This window comes from Frankia sp. CgMI4 (assembly GCF_001756285.1).
Lineage (GTDB): Bacteria > Actinomycetota > Actinomycetes > Frankiales > Frankiaceae > Frankia > Frankia casuarinae.
In genome coordinates, this window is the sequence record NZ_MAQZ01000114.1 from 165,010 (window position 1) to 187,914 (window position 22,905).

The 22,905-nt window shown below is 72.1% G+C and carries 14 protein-coding genes and 1 pseudogene; 9 read left to right on the plus strand and 6 right to left on the minus strand.

What is annotated here, in order from left to right; all coding sequences use genetic code 11:
• Positions 1-190 precede the first annotated feature (190 nt).
• The 5 genes from drmA (at position 191) to Manayef4_RS19710 (ending at position 11,130) form a co-directional block, all read left to right on the plus strand.
• Positions 191-4,348, plus strand: a complete 4,158-nt coding sequence (drmA, locus tag Manayef4_RS19690) for a DISARM system helicase DrmA (protein ID WP_349257459.1) — start codon at positions 191-193, stop codon at positions 4,346-4,348.
• Positions 4,348-6,276, plus strand: a complete 1,929-nt coding sequence (locus Manayef4_RS19695) for a DUF1998 domain-containing protein (RefSeq protein ID WP_011437072.1) — start codon at positions 4,348-4,350, stop codon at positions 6,274-6,276. Before drmA ends, Manayef4_RS19695 begins: the two co-directional genes overlap by 1 nt.
• An 11-nt stretch (positions 6,277-6,287) precedes the next feature.
• Positions 6,288-8,507, plus strand: coding sequence for an N-6 DNA methylase (locus Manayef4_RS19700; RefSeq protein ID WP_254665749.1), 2,220 nt, complete (start codon positions 6,288-6,290; stop codon positions 8,505-8,507).
• Between the two features lie 197 nt (positions 8,508-8,704).
• Positions 8,705-10,240: a serine/threonine-protein kinase gene (locus tag Manayef4_RS19705; protein WP_070132846.1), complete on the plus strand. Its 1,536-nt coding sequence runs from the start codon at positions 8,705-8,707 to the stop codon at positions 10,238-10,240.
• A 245-nt stretch (positions 10,241-10,485) separates the two neighbouring features.
• Positions 10,486-11,130: a DUF402 domain-containing protein gene (locus Manayef4_RS19710; RefSeq protein ID WP_254665750.1), complete on the plus strand. Its 645-nt coding sequence runs from the start codon at positions 10,486-10,488 to the stop codon at positions 11,128-11,130.
• A gap of 19 nt (positions 11,131-11,149) precedes the next feature.
• Here Manayef4_RS19710 and Manayef4_RS19715 read toward each other — a convergent pair whose 3' ends face one another.
• Positions 11,150-11,596 carry a TIGR03668 family PPOX class F420-dependent oxidoreductase gene (locus Manayef4_RS19715; RefSeq protein ID WP_070132848.1) on the minus strand — a complete coding sequence of 149 codons (447 nt, stop codon included), beginning with the start codon at positions 11,594-11,596 and terminating at the stop codon, positions 11,150-11,152.
• 82 nt (positions 11,597-11,678) lie between these two features.
• Here Manayef4_RS19715 and Manayef4_RS19720 point away from each other — a divergent pair, with 82 nt between their 5' ends.
• A complete protein-coding gene (locus Manayef4_RS19720) occupies positions 11,679-13,394 on the plus strand; it encodes an ABC-F family ATP-binding cassette domain-containing protein (protein ID WP_035958428.1) in 1,716 nt (571 codons plus the stop codon).
• Positions 13,395-13,410: 16 nt separating this feature from the next.
• Here the strand turns inward: Manayef4_RS19720 and Manayef4_RS19725 are convergent, their stop codons facing one another.
• Positions 13,411-14,589, minus strand: coding sequence for an HAF repeat-containing protein (locus Manayef4_RS19725; RefSeq protein WP_070132758.1), 1,179 nt, complete (start codon positions 14,587-14,589; stop codon positions 13,411-13,413).
• Positions 14,590-14,803: 214 nt separating this feature from the next.
• Between Manayef4_RS19725 and Manayef4_RS19730 the strand changes: the two genes are divergently transcribed.
• From Manayef4_RS19730 to Manayef4_RS19740, 3 genes are all read left to right on the plus strand, one after another.
• Positions 14,804-15,445: an adenylate kinase gene (locus Manayef4_RS19730; protein ID WP_232235078.1), complete on the plus strand. Its 642-nt coding sequence runs from the start codon at positions 14,804-14,806 to the stop codon at positions 15,443-15,445.
• Between the two features lie 368 nt (positions 15,446-15,813).
• Positions 15,814-16,680 (plus strand): bifunctional methylenetetrahydrofolate dehydrogenase/methenyltetrahydrofolate cyclohydrolase FolD, encoded by an 867-nt coding sequence (folD, locus tag Manayef4_RS19735; protein ID WP_070132759.1) that lies wholly within the window; start codon positions 15,814-15,816, stop codon positions 16,678-16,680.
• A gap of 205 nt (positions 16,681-16,885) precedes the next feature.
• Complete coding sequence (locus tag Manayef4_RS19740) at positions 16,886-19,222, plus strand: MMPL family transporter (protein ID WP_070132760.1); 2,337 nt, start codon at positions 16,886-16,888, stop codon at positions 19,220-19,222.
• 187 nt (positions 19,223-19,409) lie between these two features.
• Here Manayef4_RS19740 and Manayef4_RS23495 read toward each other — a convergent pair.
• The 4 genes and pseudogenes from Manayef4_RS23495 to tsaD form a co-directional block, all read right to left on the minus strand.
• Positions 19,410-19,622, minus strand: a pseudogene (locus Manayef4_RS23495) (cytochrome P450); the annotation flags it as partial.
• A gap of 52 nt (positions 19,623-19,674) precedes the next feature.
• Positions 19,675-21,000: a cytochrome P450 gene (locus tag Manayef4_RS19745; protein WP_070132762.1), complete on the minus strand. Its 1,326-nt coding sequence runs from the start codon at positions 20,998-21,000 to the stop codon at positions 19,675-19,677.
• Positions 21,001-21,025: 25 nt separating this feature from the next.
• Complete coding sequence (gene ureG, locus Manayef4_RS19750) at positions 21,026-21,775, minus strand: urease accessory protein UreG (protein ID WP_011437060.1); 750 nt, start codon at positions 21,773-21,775, stop codon at positions 21,026-21,028.
• A 36-nt stretch (positions 21,776-21,811) separates the two neighbouring features.
• A complete protein-coding gene (gene tsaD, locus Manayef4_RS19755) occupies positions 21,812-22,882 on the minus strand; it encodes a tRNA (adenosine(37)-N6)-threonylcarbamoyltransferase complex transferase subunit TsaD (protein WP_011437059.1) in 1,071 nt (356 codons plus the stop codon).
• Between the last annotated feature and the right edge of the window lie 23 nt (positions 22,883-22,905).

Here is a 22,905-nt window from a genome sequence, read left to right on the forward strand (position 1 = left end):
GCGCATTCACCGGCCGACGTGTCGGACCCGGGTGGGATGGTGGCTTTCGTCGCCGATGACGGTGGTGTAGTCTGTGAACCGAGTACACAGCAATCAAGTATGCGGCGATCAAGTATGCGGCGATCGAGGGCACAGCATTCGTGGCGGGTCGTCGAGGCCCGGTGGATGCCGAGGGGGGAGACGCGCCGTGGTGGAGCCGGAGGCCGAGGGTGGGCTGTTCCCCGTGCCGCGGGGGATCCCAGGGGCGCTGGGGGCGCCGCCGTCGCCCGCCGCGCCGGGGGGCGCGGCGGGCGACGGCACCGGTGCGGGCGACGGCACCGGTGCGGGCGACGGGGCCGGTGCGGGCGCCGACGGCCGTACGGCCGCGGAGGTCCTCGACGCGCCACAGCTCTTCGAGCCGGCGGCGTCCTATGAGGTCCGGGATGCCTTCGCCGAACTCGTCCGCCGGGATCTGCTCGGCCCGTGGGGCGGCGAGCGCGAGCAGTTCCACCCCAGGGCGATGGGCCCGCGCGAGCGGTACCTCGTCGGCATGCTCGGGCCGAAGCCGGCTCCGCGCGGTGCCCGGGAGGCCGCCGCCGCGGACGTCGTCGCCGACACGGAGACGGCTGTGCAGGGCGACGCGGACGCCGACCTGCCGGAGATCGCCACCCCGCAGAACCGGGGGCGGATCTGGGCGTCGTCGATGGGACTCTCCTTCGCCGTGCCGGCCGGAACTGACGTGCCGGCCGGAACCGACGTGCCGGCCGGAACCGACGGCACGGATCCGGTCGACGTCCTCGCCGTCACGGCGGCCTGGGGGCATTACACCAAGCGGGAGGTGGAGGACGACGAGGGCCGCAAGCGCAGCGCGTGGACCCGCGAACCGGTGGTCTTCGCGAACCGGGAGATCCGCCTGGACGATCACCTGGGCRCCGGTTCTCGGCGGATGCCGCTCGTCGGCGACGACGAGACCGGGGTCTTCCTCGTCGTCGCCGTCCGCGAGCGCGGTGCCCGTCGCGTCGTCGAGCTGACGCTGGTCAACAGCCAACCGGAGCCGCACTCGTCCGCGGACACGGCGTGGCTGTTCCAGCCGACGCTGTCGGTGACCGCGCTGGACGGCGCGCGCGCCGTCTTCCTGCCCGTCGACGATCCCGCGGACGAGTGGTCCGGCCCCGGTCTCGGTTTCGGCCCCGGCCCCGGCTCCCCCGAGGGCGGCGCGCCGCTCGCCGGCGCGCCGCCCCTCGACGCGGATCACGAGGATCTGCATCTCCAGCTGCTGTACCGGGGGGAGCGTCGCTACGCGACCGGTCGCAATGTCGCGGTGCATCCGCACGTCCGGCCCGGTGAGCGGTGCGCCCACCGGCTGGAGACCACCTGGCTGCCCACCTACGACGTGCCGGCGACGGTCGCGCCCGCCGGGCCCGGCACGCCGCTGGCCGGGGTCGAACTGGCCATGGACACTCTCGCCGTGGCCGGGCCCGCCGCCCTGCGGCGCGGGTTGACGCCCCTCGCCGACGGTTACGCATCCTGGCTCGACGAGCGCGAGGCCGAGGTCGCGGGCCTGCCGGCGCGGCTGCGCCCGGCCGCTCGCACGGCAATCGGCGACGCCCGCCGAGCGGCGGACCGTATCCGGGCCGGTATCGCCCTGCTCACCGACCAGGACCAGCCGCGCCACCGCGAGGCGCTGGCCGCGTTCCAGTTCGCCAACGAGGCGATGGCCGCCCAGCGCCGGCACACGGCGATCGCCCGGCTGCGCGACGAGCAGGGGCTGGACTACGCTGCGGCCGCCGCTGCTGTGCGGGCCCGGGGCGCGGGGGAGGCCTCCTGGCGGCCGTTCCAGCTCGGCTTCGTGCTGCTCAACCTGCCCTCCCTGACCGACCCGGCGCACCCGGAGCGGGCCGCGGACGCCACCGCCGTCGTCGACCTGCTGTTCTTCCCCACCGGCGGCGGCAAGACCGAGGCCTACCTCGGCCTAACCGCCTACACCTTCGCGATCCGCCGCCTACAGGGGACCGTCGGCACCGGCGCCGCGGCCCGCTCCGGCGAGGCCGGGGTCGCCGTCCTCATGCGGTACACGCTGCGGCTGCTCACCGCCCAGCAGTTCCAGCGGGCCGCCACCCTGGTCTGCGCCGCCGAGGTGCAGCGCCGTGCGAACCCGGCGACCTGGGGTGCCACGCCGTTCCGCATCGGTCTGTGGGTCGGCGGCGGGGTGTCCCCGAACCGGTTCGAGGACGCCCGCGACCAGGTCGGCGAGGCKCGCGAGGCCGGCGACGGCAAGCGGGCCAACGTCCTGCAGACCCTGGGCTGCCCGTGGTGCGGCAGCGCGCTCGGGGCCCATACCGACGCCCACGTCGACGAGGACCTCCGCCGGGTGCTGCTGTACTGCCCGAACGGCGAGGGGGCCGACGCCTGCCCGTTCTCCCGGCGGGCGGCGCCCGACGAGGGCCTGCCGGTGCTCACCGTCGACGAGGAGATCTACCGCTACGCCCCGAGCCTGGTCATCGCCACCGTCGACAAACTCGCCCAGCTGCCCTGGCGCGGCGAGGCGGGGATCCTGTTCGGCCGGGTGAGCCGACGCTGTCCCCGGCACGGGTACCGCCACGACGACCTCGACGCCCGCACCGGCTGCGGCGAGCGTCACCACAGCCGCGGCAGGCGGCCCGCCGTGACCAGCGAGCCGGTCGTCCGGCTGCGCCCGCCCGATCTGATCATTCAGGACGAGCTGCATCTGATCTCCGGTGCGCTCGGCACCACCGTCGGCCTGTTCGAGAGCGCGGTCGACGAGCTGTGCACCTGGCCGGTCCCGGCCGGCGCGCTCACCGGCCCGAAGATCGTGGCCTCGACGGCGACCACCAGGCGGGCTCGCGACCAGGTGCTCGGCGTCTTCGGCCGCGGCCTCGCCGTCTTCCCGCCCCAGGTGATCGACGTGACCGATACGTTCTTCTCCCGGCGGGTCCCGGTCACCCCCGCCACCCCGGGCCGGCGCTACCTCGGCGTCTGYGCGCACGGGACGAGGATGAAGTCCGCCGAGATCCGCCTCGCCGAGATCCTGCTCCTCGCCGGCCAGACCCTGTTCGACCGGCACGGCACCCCCGCCGAGCCCTATCTGACCCTCGTCGGCTACTTCAACGCCACTCGCGAGCTCGCCGGCATGCGCCGCTACCTCGACGACGACGTCACCACCCGGGTGCGTACCCACGGCCGGCGCAAGGGGCTCGCCAACCGCATCGTCACCGGTACCGGCATGCTCGCGATCTCGGAGCTGACCTCCCGGGTCTCGTCGGCGGACATCAGCGAGGTGCTGGGCCGCCTGGAGATCCCCTTCGACCCCGAGCTCGACACCTCCGCGCGGCGGGAGGCCGTCGCCGAGAACGTCCGCGCATCGTTCCGGAGCAGGGAGCGGGACCGGCGGGCACCGCACCCCCTCGCCGAGCGCACCCGCGCCCGGAGCAACCAGGACCGGATCCCGGTCGACGTGGTGCTCRCGACTTCGATGCTCCAGGTCGGGGTGGACGTCTCCCGGTTCGGGCTGATGGCCGTGATCGGCCAGCCGAAGAACACCGCCGAGTACATCCAGGCGTCCTCCCGGGTCGGCCGGGACGCCGGCCGCCCGGGTCTTGTCGTCACCCTGTACAACTGGGCCCGGCCGCGGGATCTCGCTCACTACGAGGACTTCGAGTACTACCATGCGACCTTCTACCGGCAGGTGGAGGCGCTGTCCGTGACCCCGTTCACCCGCCGCTCCCTCGACCGGACCGCCACCGGCACGTTCGTCGCCGCCGTCCGGCACGCCGACGAGGCGAACACTCGCAACGTCAACGCCCACGACGTGGACCTCGCCGGCCCGACGGTCAGTGGAGTGATCGACCGGCTGCTGGCCCGCGCCGAGGCCGTCGCCGGGCCGCGCGGCCGGGAGTACCTCGAAGAACGGATCCGGCAGCTGATCGAGAGGTGGGAGCTGACGAGGACGGGCCCGTCCCGCATCGGTTATCGCACGGCCGGGGGACAGCAGCGGGTCACCGGCCTGCTGGAGCCCGCCGGGCACGTCCGCTGGGACGTTCTCACCGTCGCCCAGTCGATGCGGGAGACCGAGCGCGAGATCAACCTGCTGGTGCCCGGCCCCGCCGAGATCTTCACCCCCGCCTACGGCGAGCCGGGCTGGGCGTTCGGCGCGCCGCCGGACGCCGACGGTACCGGTGAGATCGGCAGCGGCGGTGAGATCGGCAGCAGCGAGGTGGACGACAGGGACGAGGTGGACGACGAGGCCGCCCCGGTCGGGGACGAGCTGGGGGAGACGGCCTTCGCGGCGGCACGGGCGGGCCGTCCGGCGCGGTCGGCCCGCGCAGCGCTCCCGGGGAGGGGTATCTGATGGTCACGGCGTTCCACCGGCGGGTCGGCGCGGTCCGGCCCAGCCACCTGATGTTCACCAGCGGTGTCGGCGCGCTCGTCGACCTGCCGAACTTCTCCGCGATCGTCCGCGGCGTTGACGACTGGGACTACCGCAACGTCCCCGAGTACCAGCCGATCGTCGAGCCGCGGTTGCTCGCCGCCGTGCGGCGGCTGTACGACCGGGGCGTCACCGAGCTGCGCCCGGCCCCATGGGCGGAGACCGATGCGGGCGACCGCAGCGGGCAGGGCGCCCGCATCGGCGTGCCCACCGTGCCGTTCCCGAACTGGCTGCGCTGCACCGCCTGCAACGAGCTGGACGTGATCGCCTCCCGCGCGTTCGGGTTCGAGAACCCGTGGCTGACCCGGCCCCAGGACGCCCGCTTCTTCCACGGCACCTGCGGGCGGAAGAAGACCGGCCGCCGGCCGCTCGCGGTGGCGGCCCGTTTCGTGCTCGCCTGCACCGCGGGTCATCTCGACGACTTCCCCTACCCGATGTTCGTGCACCGGGGCGCGCAGTGCGCCAGGGCGAGTCATCCCCGGCTGCGGATGGAGGACCGTGGCGGCAACCTCGGCGCCAACGTCGAGATCCGGTGCGTGAACTGCGACGCCCGGCGCAACATCCGGGAGGCCATGGGTCGTCGCGGTGCGGGGCACCTGCCACGCTGCCGGGGCCGCCATCCCCACCTGGGGACCTTCGCCGATGGCGGGTGCCCGCAGGAGTCCCGCCTGCTCGTCGTCGGCGCCTCCAACCAGTGGTTCGCCCAGACGCTGTCGGTGCTGTCGGTGCCGCGGACTGGCGCCAGCGAGCTGGCGGTCAAGGTCGAACAGCACTGGGAGGTCTTCGAAAAGATCAACAATATGGCGATTCTGGACTTTGCCCGCTCAGCGCCGATCCCGGTGTTCCGTCAGCTGGAGAAGTGGTCGAACGCCGAGATCTGGGCCGCGGTCGAGCGGCATCGCGCCGCGATCGAAACCGGCCCGGCCCCGGGTTCCGACGCCGACGGCGAGCGGGCCTACCCGGATCTGCGCACCCCGGAATGGGAGATCTTCTCCTCCGCCGTCCTCCCGGAACCCACCGACGATTTCGCCCTGCGCCGCGAGCCCGGCGGTGTGCCGGCACCGCTTGCCGGCTGCTACGCCGACGTCGTGCAGGCCGAACGCCTGCGGGAGGTACGGGCGCTGACCGGGTTCACCCGGCTGGACGCGCCCGACCCGGACGACCCCGACCTCGTCATCCGGGCGCCGCTGGCCCGTGGGCCGGCTTCCTGGGTACCGGCGAGCGAGGTCCGCGGCGAGGGCATGTTCCTGCGGGTGCCCGAGGAGATCCTCGGCCCGTGGGCGCGCCGCGTCGCGGACAGTGTCGCGATGCGCGAGCACCGCGACGCCTACAGCCGATTCCGGGTGAACCGCTACTCCGACCGGATCGCCGGGGACTTCGACCCCATGCAGGGCTGGCCCGGGGAGCGCTTCCTCGCCCTGCACACCCTGTCCCACCTGCTTATCCGGACTATCGCGCTGGAGTGCGGCTACAGCTCGGCCAGCCTGAGCGAACGCATCTACGCCGGGGACGACGGCGACCCGCGCGGCGGCATCCTCATCTACACGGCCGTCCCGGACGCGGAGGGCACCCTGGGCGGGCTGGTGTCGCTGGCCGAGCCCGACCAGCTGCTCCGGCTGACCCGCCGGGCCCTCGCCGACGCCCGGCACTGCTCGTCCGATCCGCTGTGCGCCGAGCGGCTGCCGTCGGCGCCCGCCGACTTCCTGCACGGAGCCGCCTGCCACGTCTGCCTGTTCGTGTCCGAGACGACCTGCGAGCGTGGCAACCGCTTCCTCGACCGCCGGTTCGTCGTGCCCCTCGGAGACGAGCCGCAGGACCGCGCCCTCGCCCTGTTCGGCGGGCTGCCGTGAACGGGCTGCCGGTGAAGACCAGCGGCCGGGACACGGCGAGCTCCGCGGCTGTCACGGCCACGGCCACGGCCACGGCCGCAGACACGGCCACGGTCACCGCCACCGACATCGCCCGRCTGGCCGGAGTCGGGCGGGCCGCGGTCAGTAACTGGCGGCGCCGGTTCGCCGACTTTCCCGCACCCGTCGGGGGGACGTCGACCAGCCCGCTGTTCGCGCTGGCCTCCGTGGCGGACTGGCTCGCCCGGCATGACCGACCGTTCCAGGTCGAGGCGGCCGACCAGGTGTGGCAGCGGATCCGGGGGGCCGTCGATGATCCACGCCTCGGTGAGGTGACCGGCCATCTCGGGGGTTTCCTCATTTATCGTCAGCGGGATCCCGCGGGCGCCACGGCACTGCTCGGGGAGAGCGACGCGRTGGCGGCCGTATCCCTGGAACCGGCGATCGCCCGCGCCGTGCCGGAGCTTCCCGGTGGTTTCCCCGATACCTGGGAGACCGGGTGGGTGGCGATCGCCCGGGTCGCCGCCGAGGCGGCGGACCGGCACGGCCACGCGGAGCTCTTCGACGCGCTGCGCGCCCGCTACCGCGAGGTCTGCTCCCGGCAGGTGGCGGAGCCTCCGCGGGCGGTCGGGGAGCTGATGGTGACCCTCGCCGGCCTGCGCGGCCGGTCGGGGGCCGCCACGGTGCTCGACCCGGCCTGCGGGATCGGCGGGCTGTTGGAGGCCGCCCGGGCCGCGGGGGCGGGCCGCCTGCTCGGCCAGGATGTCAACCCGACGATGGCGCGGGTGAGCGCCGTCGGACTGCTGCTGCGGGGTGGTGACGCGCGGATCGTCGCGGGCGATTCGCTGCTCGCCGGCACCTTCGCCGGGGAACGGGCCGACGCGGTCCTGTGCGCCCCGCCGTTCGGGCAGCGTTCCTGGGGCTACGACGAGCTGCTCGGCGCGCCGTGGTGGCGCCACGGTGTTCCACCGCGGGGGGAACCCGAGCTGGCCTGGGTGCAGTACTGCCTGGCGCACGCCCGGGACGGCGCGCAGGTGCTGGTCATCATGCCGGCGGCCGCCGCGTCGCGCCGTGCCGGGCGCCGCATCAGGGCGAACCTGCTGCGCGCCGGGGAGTTGCGCGCCGTGCTGGGGCTGCCGCCCGGCCTGTTCCCGGCGGGATCGGCCCCGGATCTGTGGGTGCTCCGCCGCGGGGCCGGCCCCGATGCCGGTGCCGGTTCCGATGCCGGTGCCGGCGGGGCCGGGGCGACGCCCGCTCAGGTGCTGCTGGGCCTGGCGCGCGATGAGATCGCCGTCGTCGAAGCGGCCTGGGCGTTGTTCGTCGCCGCTGGCGGGTTCGGCGGCGACACCGCCGCCCAGGCGGACCAGGTGGCCGACGACGCCGATCTGCCGGCGGGATTCCGGCGGATATGCGTTGCGGACCTCCTCGACGACGAGGTCGACGTGAGCCCGCGACGCTACATCGACCATCCTCCGGAAAGAACCGCTGTCGGTGAATTTCCCGCGGTCGGTGAATTCCCCGCTGTCCGGGAGGATTTCCTGGCGACGGTGGCCTCGTTGTCCTCGGCGGTTCCCCTCCTGACCCCACCGAGGGGATCCGGACCGGCGGACCGGCCGGCTTCGTTGAGCGTCACGTCGAGCGTCACGATCGGTGAGTTGGCAAAAGCCGGATCGTTGACGATCCTGATGGCCCCGTTGCAGACCAGGGCCGGGGTCGGTGACCTGCCGTTGCTCACCGCGGGCGATGTCCGGCATGGGCGGGGCCCGTCGAGCCGGACGGAGGAACTGGCCGGAATGCTCGTTCTCCGGCCCGGCGACGTCGTCTGTGTGACGGCGTCGGGGGAGAGCATGGCCCGAGTCGTCGAGGACGCGGGCGCCGTTCTCGGGCCGCGGGTGGTGCTCCTGCGGGGCGATCCCGACCGGCTCGATCCGTACTTCCTGGCCGGGATCCTGCGGGCGGCAGGCCATCGGGCGCACGGGCGATCCGGTGGTGGCGCGGATGCCCAGGCCGCCGGTCGCTCGGGTGGATCGTCGCCGCGCGCCGACCCGCGGCGGGTCCGGATACCGGTTCTCCCGCTGGCCGAACAGCGTTCCCGGGGGCTCGACTTCCAGCGCCTCACGATGGTCGAGAAGTCGCTGCGCAACGCGGTGGAACTGGCCGAGACCATCGTCCGGCTCGGTCATCTCGGAATCGCCGACGGAAGCCTGCGGGGCGGGGAGACAGGTCCCGGGTAATGACACCCCTGCCCGGTACACAGGTCCGGCCGAAGCCTTCTCCTGGTGACGCTGAAGGCGGCGCGGTGCAGCCCGGATCAGCAACTCGACAATGCCGTGGCCGGCCGACAATGCCGTGGCCGATGCCGTTTCCGGGYGGGGGTAGTGTTCCCGGGGATCGGGCGGGAAGGGACGGGGGCACGGTGGCCGCGCGGTGGATGATCGACAGGCGGTATGAGCTCGAGGCTGTTCCATTGGCCAAGGGCGGAATGGGTGAGGTCTGGGTCGGCCGGGATGTGAAACTCGACCGGGAGATCGCGGTCAAGTTCGTCCGTTTTCCCGACGGCCAGCCCGACCAGGAGCTGATCCGCCGGTTCATCCGGGAGTCCCGCATCACCGCCCGCCTGCTGCATCCGGGGGTGCCGGYGGTGTACGACGCGGGTACCCACGAGGAGCGTCCCTACCTGGTCATGCAGCGGGTGCAMGGCCTCAGCGTGGCGGATCTCGTCGCCGAGCAAGGCGCGCTGCCCGTCGGCTGGGCCGCCGCGATTGCCGCCCAGGTGGCCTCGGTGCTCGCGGTGGCGCATCGGGCGTCGCTCGTGCACCGCGACCTCAAACCGGCGAATCTGATGCTGGAGCCGGACGGTACCGTGAAGGTGCTGGACTTCGGGCTTGCCGTTGCGCTCGACCGGACCAACCTGTCGAAGATCACGGTGACCGGYCAGCACCTCGGCAGCCCTGCCTACATGGCGCCCGAGCAGGTGCTTGCCGGCCTGAGCACGCCCGCCACCGACATCTACGCGCTGGGTGCCACGCTGTTCGAGATGTTGACCGGTCAGCGGCTGTTCGCCGGTGCGTCGTCCTACACGGTGATGAACAAGCAGGTCGAGGAGGTCCCGGCGCGGGTGCGGTCGCTGCGCGCCGACGTGCCGCGCGGCCTCGACGAGCTGGTCGCCGCGATGCTGAGCAAGGCACCGGAGGATCGCCCGTGCGGCGTGGAGAAGGTGTACGCGGCGTTGATCGGATCCGTGGTGGACCTCGGCCCGCTTCCCGGGGCCGTCGACGACGCCGTGGACAACCCGGTACGGATGTACGCGGCGGTCGCGGGCCGGGTGGTACCGCGCGGGGCGGCCCGGAACACCGCCGCCTCCACACGGGGATCCGCCGCTGGACCGCCCGGGGAATCCGGTGGCGGGGTCGGGCGGTCCGAGCTTCGTCGTGCCCGGGACGAGGCTCGGACGTTGGCCCGGGCTTCCCGCTACAGCCAGGCCGCCGGTGTGCTGGCGGCGGCGGTGGACCGGGCCGGTCGTGCCCTCGGCCACGACAGCGCGGACGTGCTCGCGCTCCGTCTCGATCTGGCGGACCACCTGTTCGAGGGCGGTGACTTCCGCCGCGCCGTGGACGGCTACCGCACGCTTCTCGTCGATCTCGTCCACCGGGACGCTCCGGACAGCGAGCGGGTTCTGCGCTGCCGTCTGCGGGAGGCGACCTGCCGGGCCCTGATCGGTGAGACCGGCCAGGCGCTCGAACAGCTTCGTGGGCTGCTGGAGGACGAGATCAGGGTGTTCGGTGCGGACGACGCCCAGGTCTTCGAGCTGCGACGGCAGATCGGGCTGTTGCAGCTCGGCGCCGGCCATCGGGCGTCGGCCACCGAGACCCTATCGGCGCTGCTCGCCGATCTGCTCAGGGTCTGGGGGATGGAGCATCCGATGGTGCCCGTCGTCCGGGAGCTGCTGGCCGGTGCCGTCGGTTGATCGACGGCGGAATCGACCGTCACGAGCGTCCCATCCCGTCTGTTGTGAGGTTGTGGCGGGGGACACGCCGGGGCGGGGCGGCACCGTACAGTCGGACGGTGACGAAGCCGGAAAGCCCCGTGGCGTACGATCCCGGTTCCCAGGCTGGTCCCCATCCCGGTCCCCAGGCATCGCCACCGCCCGCTTCGGGCGCCGCACCGGCGGGTCCGTTCGTCCCGGGCGGATTTGTCCCGGGCGAAGTGGTCGTGCACCGGTCGTYCACCACCAAGCGGCTCGTCTTCGTCCGCGCGGGTCACGTGGTCGGCCACGATGAGCGCGGCCTGCGGCTGTGGATCCCGCACGGCTGCCCGATGGCCGTCGAGCTGAGCACGGACGGTCGCGGCCTGCGCGACATGCCGTTCGCCGAATGGATCCGCCAATCTACGGTGCTGGTGACGAGGCCCTGGCCTGGGCCGAACATCCTCATGCTGATCCCGCCGGCGGGCGCACACTCGGTGTGGTGGTTCTGGGACCGGCAGGGGCGGTTCGCCCGTTGGTACATCAATCTCGAGGCACCCGCCGTGGCCTGGCGCTACGACGGACTCGTCGGGGTGGATACGACCGACCACGACCTCGACCTGTGGGTCTGCCCGGACCGGACCTGGCAGTGGAAGGACGAGCACGAGCTCGCGGAACGGCTCGCGTTTCCCGAGCACTACTGGGTCACCGACGCGGCGGCGGTGCGGGCCGAGGGCGAGCGGCTGCTGCGGCTCGTCGAGGCGAGGGCGTTCCCGTTCGACGGCACCTGGTGCGATTTCCAGCCGGACCCGTCCTGGCGCACACCGGATACCCTGCCTCCCGGCTGGGACCGCCCGCGGGCGCCGGGTACGACCGAAACCGGCCCGCGCTGAGGGCGATGTCAACAGCCGGCTACGCCGAGAAGGCCCACCCTGACCAGCGGGCCACCGTCACGATGATTGCCGGCCCGGCGGGCGGGGCAGCCTGGTACTGGTCATATCGGGCGATGAGCAGTTCGACGGCGGGGGCGTGTCCGGGTTCTCCCGCCCGGACGATGCGGGCCTCGCCGTCGGCGCGCGCCCACCACAGCCGCGACCAGTCGTCGTCGTAGGCGTCGACGAGCAGGCTGACCTGAGGATTCTCGGTGATGTTGCGCAGGCGCCGCAGACCCCCGAGCGTGCTCTTCGGTTTGTGATCGACTGCGGTGACGACGCTGGCGGCGCCCGCGTTCAYGRCGCCCGCGTTCACGGCGAAGGTGACGGGCACGATGTGTGGACGTCCGTCGCCACCGGCGGTGGCGAGCCGGGCGACCCGCGCCGCGGTGAACCGGGTGCGGGCCTCGACGTCGGTCAGCCGCACGGTCCCACCGTAGGATCCCACCGGATGGAGGCGACCACAGGGGGCGGGACGCGATGCGTCGTCCATGCGCCAGACTGGTCAGATGTCCGCCACCCTCGTCGCGTCCGGCCTCACCGTCACCCGCGGTGGGGCGACCGTCCTCGACGGCGTCTCCCTCACCGTCGCGCCCGGCGACCGTCTCGGCGTGGTGGGGCCCAACGGCGTCGGTAAGTCGACGCTGTTGCGTGCCCTCGCCGGGCAGGTGACGCCCGACGCGGGCCGGGTGGATCTCGCGCCGCCGACCGCCAACGTCGGCCTGCTCCCCCAGGAACCCGACCGCAACCCCGGGGAGACCCTGCGGGCCTTCCTCGCCCGTCGCACCGGCGTCGCCGCGGCGCAGGCCGAGCTCGACGCCGCGACCGAGGCGTTGGCCCTGGGCATGTCCGGGGTCTCTGGCACGTCCGGGGCTTCTGGCACGTCCGGGGCTCCTGGCATGTCCGGAGTCGACGACCGCTACAGCGTCGCCCTGGAGCGGTGGCTGGCGATCGGCGCGGCCGACCTCGACGCCCGCGCCGAAGAGGTGTGCGCCGATCTCGGTCTGCCCGCGGGCGCGCTCGACAGCCCGACGACGGCGTTGTCCGGCGGGCAGGCCGCCCGGGGATCGCTGGCCGGCGTCCTGCTGTCCCGGTTCGACATCACCCTGCTCGACGAGCCCACCAACGACCTCGACTTCGACGGGCTGGAACGGCTCGAGCGGTTCGTCCAAGGCGTGCCCGGGGCGCTGGTCGTCGTCAGCCACGACCGCGAGTTCCTCGACCGCACCATCGACACCGTCGCCGAACTCGATCCGCACCGGCACGGCCTCACCCTCTTCGCTGGCGGATGGACGGCATACCTGCAGGCCCGCGAGGTCGCGCGGCGTCAAGCCCGGGAGCGGTACGAGGAGTACGCCGGCCAGCGAGCCGATCTCGTCGCCCAGGCGCAACGCCAGCGGGAGCAGGCGGTGCGGGGTTCGGTGCGGGCGAAGCGGCGGATGCCCGACGGTGACCGGGCTGCCAAGGGAGCCCGGATCGAGGCGGCGACGAAGAGCGCGGCCAGGGTCCGGTCCATCGAGTCCCGCATCGACCGGTTGGCGGAGGTCGAGGAGCCCCGCAAGGAATGGCAGCTGCGCATGTCGATCGCCGCCGCGCCCCGGTCGGGCGATGTCGTCGCGACATTGACCGGCGCGGTGGTGGCCCGGTCGGGCTTCACCCTGGGGCCGGTCGATCTGACGATCGCGTGGGCGGACCGGGTGGTGATCACCGGGCCGAACGGCGGGGGCAAGACGACCATGCTGGGTGCGCTGCTCGGCCGTATCCCCCTGGCCCGGGGGCACCAGGCACTCGGGTCCGGCGTGCGGCTCGGCGAGATCGACCAGGCCCGCGGCCTGTTCCGGGGTGAGGCCACGGCGCTGGCCGTCGCCGAGCGGGCGACCAGTTGGCCGGCGGGTGAGGTGCGCACCCTGTTCGCGAAGTTCGGTCTCGGCCCGGATCAGGTCACCCGGCCGGCGGCGTCCCTGTCGCCGGGAGAACGCACCCGGGCGGGGCTCGCGCTGCTGCAGGCGGTCGGCGTGAACTGCCTGGTGCTCGACGAACCCACCAACCACCTCGACCTTCCGGCGATCGATCAGCTCGAACAGGCGCTGGCCGGCTATGCGGGCACCCTGCTACTCGTCACCCATGATCGGCGCATGCTCGACACGGTCGCCGTGACCCGCCGGCTGCACGTCAACGGCGGCCTCGTCACCGAGAAGCCCCTCGTCACCGAGAAACCATTGTGACGGCTCGCCGAGAACGTCAGGCGCCGGTGTTCGGCCAGAACGCCGCATGGGGAAACGGGGAGTCCGTGGTGGTCGCGGAACCGAGCACGACGTTGTTCGGGGTGGCGGCGTTGCCCGTGCTCACCGGTCCTCCGAGGGTGCCCAGATCGGTCAGCCGGCCGCGGTACCAGCGGAACGCGTGGCTGCCCTGACCCGAGGGCACCGTCCCGCACACCACACCGTGATCATTGAGGTCGAGAAGCTCCAGCGGGCCGAGCGGTGAGGTGATCGGGATGCGGCGACCCGCGATCCACAGGAACCCGCCACCCGACGATCCGAGGCTGCGCACCAACACCTGACCGAGCCTGTTCACGGCGACCGCCTCGCTGTGCAGGTCACTGCCGAGGGTCCCGAGATCGGTCATGCGGCCGCCGTCCCACAGGAACGCGCGGGAATGGCCGTCCGAGGTCTCGCTGGTCCCCACGATCTGCCTGGCGTTGTTCACGTCGGCGACGACGGTCGAGGAACCGCCGAGGGTCCCGAGATCCGATATTGTGCCGGCCGACCAGAGAAACCCGTGGCTGGCGCCCTCCCGGGTGAGGCTGTTACCCACCACCCTTCCCTGCACCGTGACGGCCACGGCGGAACTCAACGGTCCGCCAAGCGTGCCCAGATCCGTCATCGTGCCGTTCGACCACCGGTAGGCGTGCTGCTCGCCCGTATTGGTGGTGCTGGTCCCCACGATGAATCCGGTGTCGCTGACGTCGACCGCGGTACTGGACTGTCCGCCCTGACTGGGGGTGCCGCCGAGGAATCCCAGCGACTGATAGACGCCACGGTTCCAGCGGAACGCCTCCCGGCTGTAACGCGTGGTGTTCTCGCCGACGACCACGCCGGCCTCGCTCACCGCGGCCGRCCGGCTGTTCCCCGGCAGGCCGCGCACCGTACCGCCGTGGTAGACGAACCCACTGAGCTCGGAGGATGAGGTCTGCCAGTAGCCCGCGAAAAGGCCTGCGGTGTTGCCGCCGGTGAGGAGACCGGAGGCCCCGGTCGGGGATGGAATGTCCACGACGGCGGGTCGGGTGGGCGCGGGTGGGGAGGACGGCGCCGCGGTGGCCGCGCCCGCCGCGGTGGCCGCGCCGAGGTAGCCGAGCGACCAGGGCGCGAGGGTCGTGGCCACCGTGGCGGCACGGATGAATGTCCTTCGATCGTTCATCGCGAAATGATCTCCTCTGGCCGGCTGCCACGGTCAGCCGTCGACGGTGATCGGCCGACGTCGGTCGACCGGCTGGAGGAGTTCGTGGAGCCATCACGCAATGCCAACTCTCCGAGGCCGGAGGATTGCAACATGATCTACCGTCGTCAATCAACGACACGCTGGCACCGTCGGCGGCTCACCCCATCGGCTTGGCGGTGACGGTCGGGTCAGGATGAAGCACGATGTTTCGCCACCAGGCCGGGCGCACCAGTGGGACACTGACCGGGTGAATGCGCTCGGGACGAGCCGTGACTCCGCGCCGGCAGCGATGCCCTCTGACGCCCGGCGGATCCTCGTCGTCGGCAGCGGCGGGGCGGGCAAGAGCACCCTGGCGCGTGAGCTCGCGCGCCAGACCGGACTGCCGCTCGTGCATCTCGACCGGTACTTCTGGCAACCGGGATGGGTCGAGACACCCACGGCGCAATGGCGGTCCGTCGTCGCCGACCTCGTCGCCGAGCCCGCATGGGTGATGGACGGGAACTACGGCGGCACGCTGGACCTGCGCATTCCCGCCGCCGACCTCATCGTGTTCCTGGACCTGCCGCGGCGGATCACCATCCCACGAGTACTGCGACGCTGGGCGCGGTGGCACGGGCGGAACCGTCCCGACCTCGCCGCGAACTGCCCGGAACGGCTCGACCTCGCTTTTCTCACGTGGCTGTGGAGATATCCGAGTACCAGCCGCAACCGTCTCGCCGACAGCATCGCCGAACACCACGCCGGACACCGGGTCGTTCGTCTGTGTACCCCGCGTGAGGTTCGTCTCTGGCTGGCCGCCGTGGCCTATTCGGGAGTTCCAGCGGCCCGCCCGTGACGGCCACCGGCCGTCACCGGGCCGTTACCCGTCCGTCGGCTGGCCGTCACCCGGCCGTCGCCGGTGAATGTGGGGGGACCTGAGCACGGTCTGCGGTCCCTGGACCGTGCCTTGCTCCCCACAATGTGGCCGGACAATGTGGCCGGCGTCGGTGCTTCCCGCGCCGAGGGTTCCCCTCGGTGGTGGGTATGACGGTACCGGGCACCTGTGTGCCATGTTGGCGTAGCGTGCTCGCTCGGGCTCCGCCGGATGTCGGGGGACCGCGCCGGACGCCTGGCTGACCCGGGCATGACCCGGCTTGGAGACCGGATCGGAGACCCGAATAGAACCCGGACATGATCTGACGACCGTGACGCGAAGGGCYGATAGTGAGCGCAGTGATAATCGACGGCAAGGCCGTCGCCCGCAGAGTGCGTGAGAACGTGGCCAGGGAGGTCGCTGAGTTCCGCGACCGGACCGGCATCCAGCCCGGCCTCGCGACCGTGCTCGTGGGTGACGACCCCGCGTCCGCCGTGTACGTCGGTGGCAAGCGTCGGGCCTGTGTCGRGGCCGGCATGGCCGACCTGCATCAACACCTGCCGGCCGACACCTCCCAGGAGAAGGTCGCGGCGCTCTTGGATGATCTTGCCGCCGATCCGGCCGTGTCGGGTATTCTGCTGCAGCTTCCGGTGCCCGAAGGCTTGGACGGGGCCGCGCTCGTCGGCCGGATCCCACCCGGGAAGGACGTTGACGGGCTCACCACCGCCAGCGTCGGTCTGCTCGCCCGGGGTCTGCCGGGTCTGCGGCCCTGCACACCGTCCGGGATCATCGAGTTGCTGGACTCCTACGACGTCGAGTTGTCCGGTACGCCCACGGTCGTCGTCGGTCGTTCGGAGCTGGTCGGTCGTCCGGTGGCAGCGCTGCTGGTGGGACGTAACGCGACCCTAACGATCTGTCACTCCCGTACACGGGACCTGGCGGCGGTCTGCCGCGGCGCCGACGTGCTCGTCGTCGCAGYGGGAAAGCAGGCRATCATCGGCGCCGACGCGGTGAAGCCGGGCGCCACCGTCATCGACGTCGGCATGCACCGGACCCCGCAGGGCCTGCGTGGCGACGTGGATTTCGAGGCGGTGCGCGAGGTGGCCGGGAAATTGACCCCGGTGCCGGGCGGGGTGGGGCCGATGACGATCGCGATGCTGCTGCGCAACACCCTGCTCGCTGCGCAGGCCGCCACCGGGACGGACGGTCCGGGCTGACGGTCCGGGCTGACGGTCCGGGCTGACGGTCATCGCGAGCCGCTTACCGCACCGAGTCACCCCGGGCTTGCGGGTCACATCCCTGACGTGAAGGTTTTCATCGGTTCTTCGCCAGCCGGCCGGTGGGGCCTACGAGTTCTGTCGGTGGCATGCGCCAGAATCGCCATCGTTGGGCAGGATGTGCGTTCGGCGTGGGGAGACGGGCATGACCAGCGGGGACGAGTCCGAGGTCAGGGACAGCGGCGGGTCGGTGGCACGGGCGCAGACCCCGCCAGCGCCAGCAGCACCGCCCCCGCCGGGGCCGGCTGTCGCCGGGGACGGCAACGGCACCCTGGCGGATTCCGCTTCCGGCCCCGCCGGTTCCGGTGGCCGTCCGGCGCGCGCCCGCCGGCCACGCATCGTCTACGTCTTCGCGGTCTTGGCCGTCGGCTGGCTCCTGCTCGGCGGCGTCGGCGGGTCCTACCAGGGCAAGCTCGGTGAGGTCCAGAAGAACGACAATGCCGCCTACCTCCCGAACTCGGCCGAGTCGACCAAGGTCGACACCGCGTCGCGGCAGTTTCGCTCCGTGCGGACGATTCCCGGCTTCGTCGTCTACGACCGCCAGGGCGGGCTGACCGCGCAGGACAAAGCCAAGATCACCGCCGACGTGAGGTCCTTCGCCGGGATTCACGGGGTGGACGCCGGCCAGCTCGGGCCGCCCCAGTTCGCCCGCAACGGCGCTGTGGCCGCCGTGGCCGTGCCGCTCGTCGCCCAGGACGGCGGCCGCGAGGTCAAGGGTGATGAGCTCGTCGACGTCGAGAAGGCCGTCGTCGCGGCCGCCCGCGACGGGGCACCGGCCGGTCTCGCCGTGCACCCGGCCGGGCCGGGGGGTCTGCTCGTCGCCTTCATCGAGGCATTCTCCGGCCTCGACGGGCTGTTGCTGCTCGCCGCGGGCCTCGTCGTCGTGGGCATCCTGCTGCTCGTCTATCGCAGCCCKGTGTTGTGGTTCTTCCCGCTGTTCAGCGCGGTGCTCGCGCTCGGCGTCTCGGCGCTGATCATCTATCCGTTGGCCAAGAACAACGTCCTCACCCTCAACGGACAGGGCCAGGGCATCCTGTCGGTGCTGGTCATCGGCGCCGGCACCGACTACGCGCTGCTGCTGGTGAGCCGCTATCGGGAGGAGCTGCACGCCTACCCYAGCCGGATCCAGGCGATGATCGTGGCCTGGCGGGGCGCCGCTCCGGCGATTACCGCCTCGGCGGTAACGGTGATCCTCGGCCTGCTCTGCCTGAGCCTCGGGGAACTGAACTCCACCCGCAGCCTCGGGCCGGTGGCGGCGATCKGCATCGCCTGCACAGCCCTGATCATGCTGATCTTCCTGCCGGTGTTCCTGGTGATCGCCGGGCGCTGGATCTTCTGGCCTCGCATTCCCCGCGTCGATCACCAGGCCGACCTCGCCGGTCACGGTCTCTGGGCACGCTTCGCCGGAGGCCTCGTCCGCCGGGCCCGGTGGGCCTGGATCGTCACGACGGTCGTGTTGCTGGCCTGCTCGTCCCTGATCGTCACCCTGAAGGTCGACGGCCTGTCGACGACGGACAGCCTGACGGGGCGGCCGGAGGCGATCGTCGGCCAGGAGATCTTCGACGCCAACTTCAGCCAGGGGCAGGGCGCCCCGGCCGTCATCATCACCAACACCGTTGCCGCCGCGGACGTCATCGCCGCCGTCCGGAAGGTCGACGGCGTCGCCACCGCTCCCGGCTCGGTCTGCGTGGAGGTCGACTACGCCAAACTCGCCGCCCGGTTGGCGTCCGGTGGACGTCCGGCGGCGAGGGGTTCCGACGGATGCGCCCCGAAGTCGGTCCAGGTCGCCCCGGTTGACGGTCGAATCGCCATCGACGCCGCCATCGTCCACCGTTATGAYACCGCCGAGGCTTACAACACGATCACTGCGATCCGACGGGTCGTCCGGGAGGTGCCCGGGGCGAACGCCCTGGTCGGTGGCCAGTCGGCGATCAATCTCGACACCCAGAACGCCTCGCGCCACGATCGCAACCTGATCATCCCGATCGTGCTGGTCGTCATCCTCCTCGTGCTCGGCGTCCTGTTGCGGGCGCTGCTCGCCCCGGTCCTCCTGATCGCGACGGTGGTGCTCTCGTTTGCCGCGAMGCTGGGCGTGAGCGCGGTGGTGTTCAACCACGTYTTCGGGTTCGCCAACGCGGATCCCGGCTTCCCGCTGTTTGCGTTCATCTTCCTCGTCGCCCTGGGGATCGACTACAACATCTTCCTGATGACCAGGGTCCGGGAGGAGACCCTCATCCACGGCACCCGTAGCGGCATCGTGCGCGGYCTCGCGGTCACGGGCGGGGTCATCACCTCGGCCGGGATCGTCCTCGCCGGGACGTTCGCCGTGCTCGGCGTCCTCCCGCTGGTCTTCCTGGCCCAGGTGGGTTTCTCGGTGGCCTTCGGGGTGCTGCTGGACACGGTTCTGGTCCGCTCGGTCCTCGTGCCGGCGCTGAGCCATGACCTCGGTCCGAAGATCTGGTGGCCCTCGAAGCTCTCCTGACACGCACTCGCCCGGCCCGGCCTCCGCGCCAGGACCGAAGCCAACGCACGCTGTCGGCCCCCTGTCCTCGACGGAGGGTGCCGGACCCAGCCGCACGGGAACGGACTTTCGATGCCGGTGAGGCGGGGCCGGGGACACCACGCGGGCAGCGGGGCTGGCCGCCGGGCCTTACGGGCCTTACGGGACGCTACGAGACACGCACGGGCATCGATGCCCAGCCGCGGACCGTGGAGGTACGGGCTTGGACGGCGTTGTCCCAGGCGATTTCCCAGTCGAGGAAGCGGGTGAGGACCTCGTCCAGGGCCACCTTGCCCTCGATGCGGGCCAGTGCGGCGCCGAGGCAGTGGTGGATGCCGTAGCCGAAGCTCAGGTGGCGGCCGATCTCGCGGTGGATGTCGAACTCCTCTATCGAGCCGCGGCCGCACCGGTAGGTCTGCCGGTCGGTCAGGTGGTCAGGTGATCTTTTCCAGCTGGACCGGTAGCCCGTCCCGTRGAACAGGCAGCGGGAAACGGTCTAATGAGATCCGGTAGCCCGGTGCCAGGCTCCACCGGTACCGCAGCAGCATCTGGTGCAGGATCGCCTTCACCTGCTGACCGGCGAAGTGCAGACCGATGCAGGTATGTGGCCCGCCACCGAACGGTTGCCAGGCGTAGGGATGTACCTTGTCCTCGCGACGGTGGTCCGCGAACCGCTCCGGGTCGAACCGTTCCGGGCTCGGCCAGTACTCCGGCATCTGGTGGGTGAAGGCGAGCGCGAGGGCGGCCACGGTACCGGCGGGCACCGTGACGCCGAGCACGTCGATGTCTTTCACTGTGGCGCGCAGGAGGATCGGCACCGGCGTGACCAGGCGCAGCGCCTCCTTCATGACCAGAGCGAGTGACGRCAGCCGATCGAGGTCGGCATGGTCCACCGCTGGCGTGCCGAGGGCGAGCGACTCCTCGCGGCACCGCTGCTGCCACTCCGGATGCCGTGCCAAATAGTAGCTCATGCTGGTCATCGTGATCGTGGACGTGTCGTGCGCGGCCACCATCATCAGGATCATGTGGTTGACGACGTCGTCGTCGCTCAGCCTGCTGCCGTCCTCGGCCTCGGCGTGGCAGAGCCGGCTGAACATGTCGGTGCCGCTCCCGGCTCGTTTCGCGGGCACCCGCAGCCGCAGGAACTCCTCCAGGTACCGGCGCCCGGCCAAGCCACGCGACCAACGTAGCCCGGGTGCCGGCACGCGGACCACCGCGCCCGGCGCGCGGATGCAGGCGAACAGCGCGGCGTTGAACCGGTCGGCTTCCGGTCCCAGCCGTTCACCCATGAAGATCCGGGTCGCCAGTTCGAGGGTGAGCTGTTTGACCGCGGGATAAACCTGGAACCTCGCGCCCGGCCGCCACCCCGCGACGCCCCGTTCGATGGACGGGTTCATCCCRGCGAGATAGCCGCGCAGTCTGTCCGGGGCGAACGCGCCGGCGAGGATCCGACGGTGGTGGCGGTGCTCGTCGAAGTCGAGCATGCTCAATCCGCGCCGAAAGAACGGTCCGGCTATCCGTTGCTGCCCCGGGYCGTTCGCGAATGCCTGCTCATGGTTGCGCAGCGCCAAGCCGGTGGCGTCCGGGCCGAGCAGGCTCACCACCCGCAGCCCGAAGGTCCGCTCCCATGACACCGGGCCATACCGGTCGTAGCGCTGCCGCCAGTGCTGGGCAGGGTCATGCAGGTAGCGCAGGGTGTATCCCACCAGGGGCGGACCTCCGTCGCCCGGCACCGGTCCCCTGGAACCCCTCACCGCCATGAAACCCCTCACCGCTACGACGCTCTCACATCCTATTTAAAGGTTGCGACGCATTAGACGCATCGGACGCATCGTAGGAACCGCCGCGCGGGGACAGTTCGGCGAGCTGGGCCCGTACCCAGGCGGTCACGTCCGCGGCCGTGGGGTCGGCGGTGAGCGAGGTGAACACCACCGGACGGGCACCGCGGGCCGCGGTMGCGTCCCGGGCCATGACGTCGAGGTCGGCGCCCACCAGGGGGGCCAGATCGGTCTTGTTGATGACCAGCAGGTCGCTGCCGGTCACCCCCGGTCCGCCCTTGCGGGGCACCTTGTCGCCCCCGGCGACGTCGACGACGAAGATCTGCCGGTCGATTAGCCCGTAGCTGAACGTCGCGGTGAGATTGTCACCACCGGACTCGACGAGGACCAGGTCCAGGGGGCCGGTGTCGGCCTCCAGGTCCTCGACCATGTCAAGGTTCGCGGTGATGTCGTCGCGAATCGCGGTGTGCGGGCAGCAGCCGGTCTCGACCGCGCGGATCCGCTCGGGATCGAGCACGCCGGCCCGGCGCAGGAAGTCGGCGTCCTCGGTGGTGTAGATGTCGTTCGTCACCACCCCGATGCGCAGGCTCGACGACAGGGCCCGGCACAGCGCGGCGACCAGGGCCGTCTTACCGCTGCCCACCGGGCCGCCGACCCCGATCCGCGGCGCCCGCCCGGCGCCGGCTGGCCCCGCGTCAGCTGGCCCCGTGCTGGCCCGCCCGTCAGTTCTCTGGAACTCCTCATGTCCGAGGTGCATCGTCGCGCTTCTCCCGTTCGAGGGGCCCGCCGGTGCTCACGCGGCGTGCAGGGCCGGCAGYGCGGTGCCGAGCTGGGCCCGTTCGAGGAACGCGCCCGGCATGGCGGTGAGCTCGGCGGGGGAGGGCTCGGCGCCGGCGCGGACGAGCAGGTCACCCAACGCCGCGATCATCACGCCGTTGTCCGTGCACCGCCGGCGGGCCGGTATCCGCAGCCGGATGCCGGTCTGCTCGCAGCGGCTGGCCGCCAGCGCCCGCAGCCGGCTGTTCGCCGCGACCCCGCCGACGATGAGCAGGTCACCGATCCCGTGGTCGAGGCAGGCACGGACCGCCTTGGCGGTGAGCACGTCGACGACTGCCTCCTGGAAGGATGCGATCACATCGCCGGCCGGTACGGGGGAGTCGGGATGCGACTCGACCCATCGGGCGACGGCGGTCTTCAGCCCCGAGAACGAGAAGGTGTAGGGCGCGTCCGCCCGGCCGGTCAGCGGCCGGGGGAAGGCCAGCGCCGTCGCATCGTGGCCGACCGCGGCTCGGTCGACCGCGGGACCGCCCGGATAGGGCAGGCCGAGCACCCGGGCGACCTTGTCGAAGCACTCCCCGGCCGCGTCGTCAAGCGTGTCGCCGAGGTGGGTGATCGGGTCGCGAGCGAGGTCCCCCACCCGCAGCAGCGACGTGTGCCCGCCGGAGACGATCAGGGCGATGAGGGGATCGGGTAGCGGTTCGCCGTCGACGAGGTCCGCGGCGAGGTGACCGGCGAGATGGTGCACGCCGTAGAGGGGAACATCGAGCGCCGTGGCGTACGCCTTCGCCGCGGCCACCCCGACGTGCAGGGCGGTGGCGAGGCCGGGGCCGGCGGTGACCGCGACGGCGCCGATGTCCGCCACGAACAGCCCCGCCGAGGACAGCGCCGCGCGCACGCAGGGCACCAGCGCCTGCACGTGGGCCCGGGCGGCGATCTCGGGGACCACCCCGCCGTAGCGGGCGTGCTGGTCCATGCTCGTCGACAGGGCCTCGCCCAGCAGCGTGCCGTTCCGGACGAGCCCCACCCCGGTCTCGTCGCAGGACGTCTCGATGCCCAGCACGACCGGGCCCTGCTCCGGCGGCATCCCCGCAGCCTCCTCGCGATAGT

What these genes read in the sequence shown, in the direction of transcription:
- Manayef4_RS19720 (WP_035958428.1), top strand. Translation starts at nt 11,679, where the DNA reads ATGTCCGCCACCCTCGTCGCGTCCGGCCTCACCGTCACCCGCGGTGGG.
- Manayef4_RS19695 (WP_011437072.1), top strand. Translation starts at nt 4,348, where the DNA reads ATGGTCACGGCGTTCCACCGGCGGGTCGGCGCGGTCCGGCCCAGCCAC.
- Manayef4_RS19730 (WP_232235078.1), top strand. Translation starts at nt 14,804, where the DNA reads ATGAAGCACGATGTTTCGCCACCAGGCCGGGCGCACCAGTGGGACACT.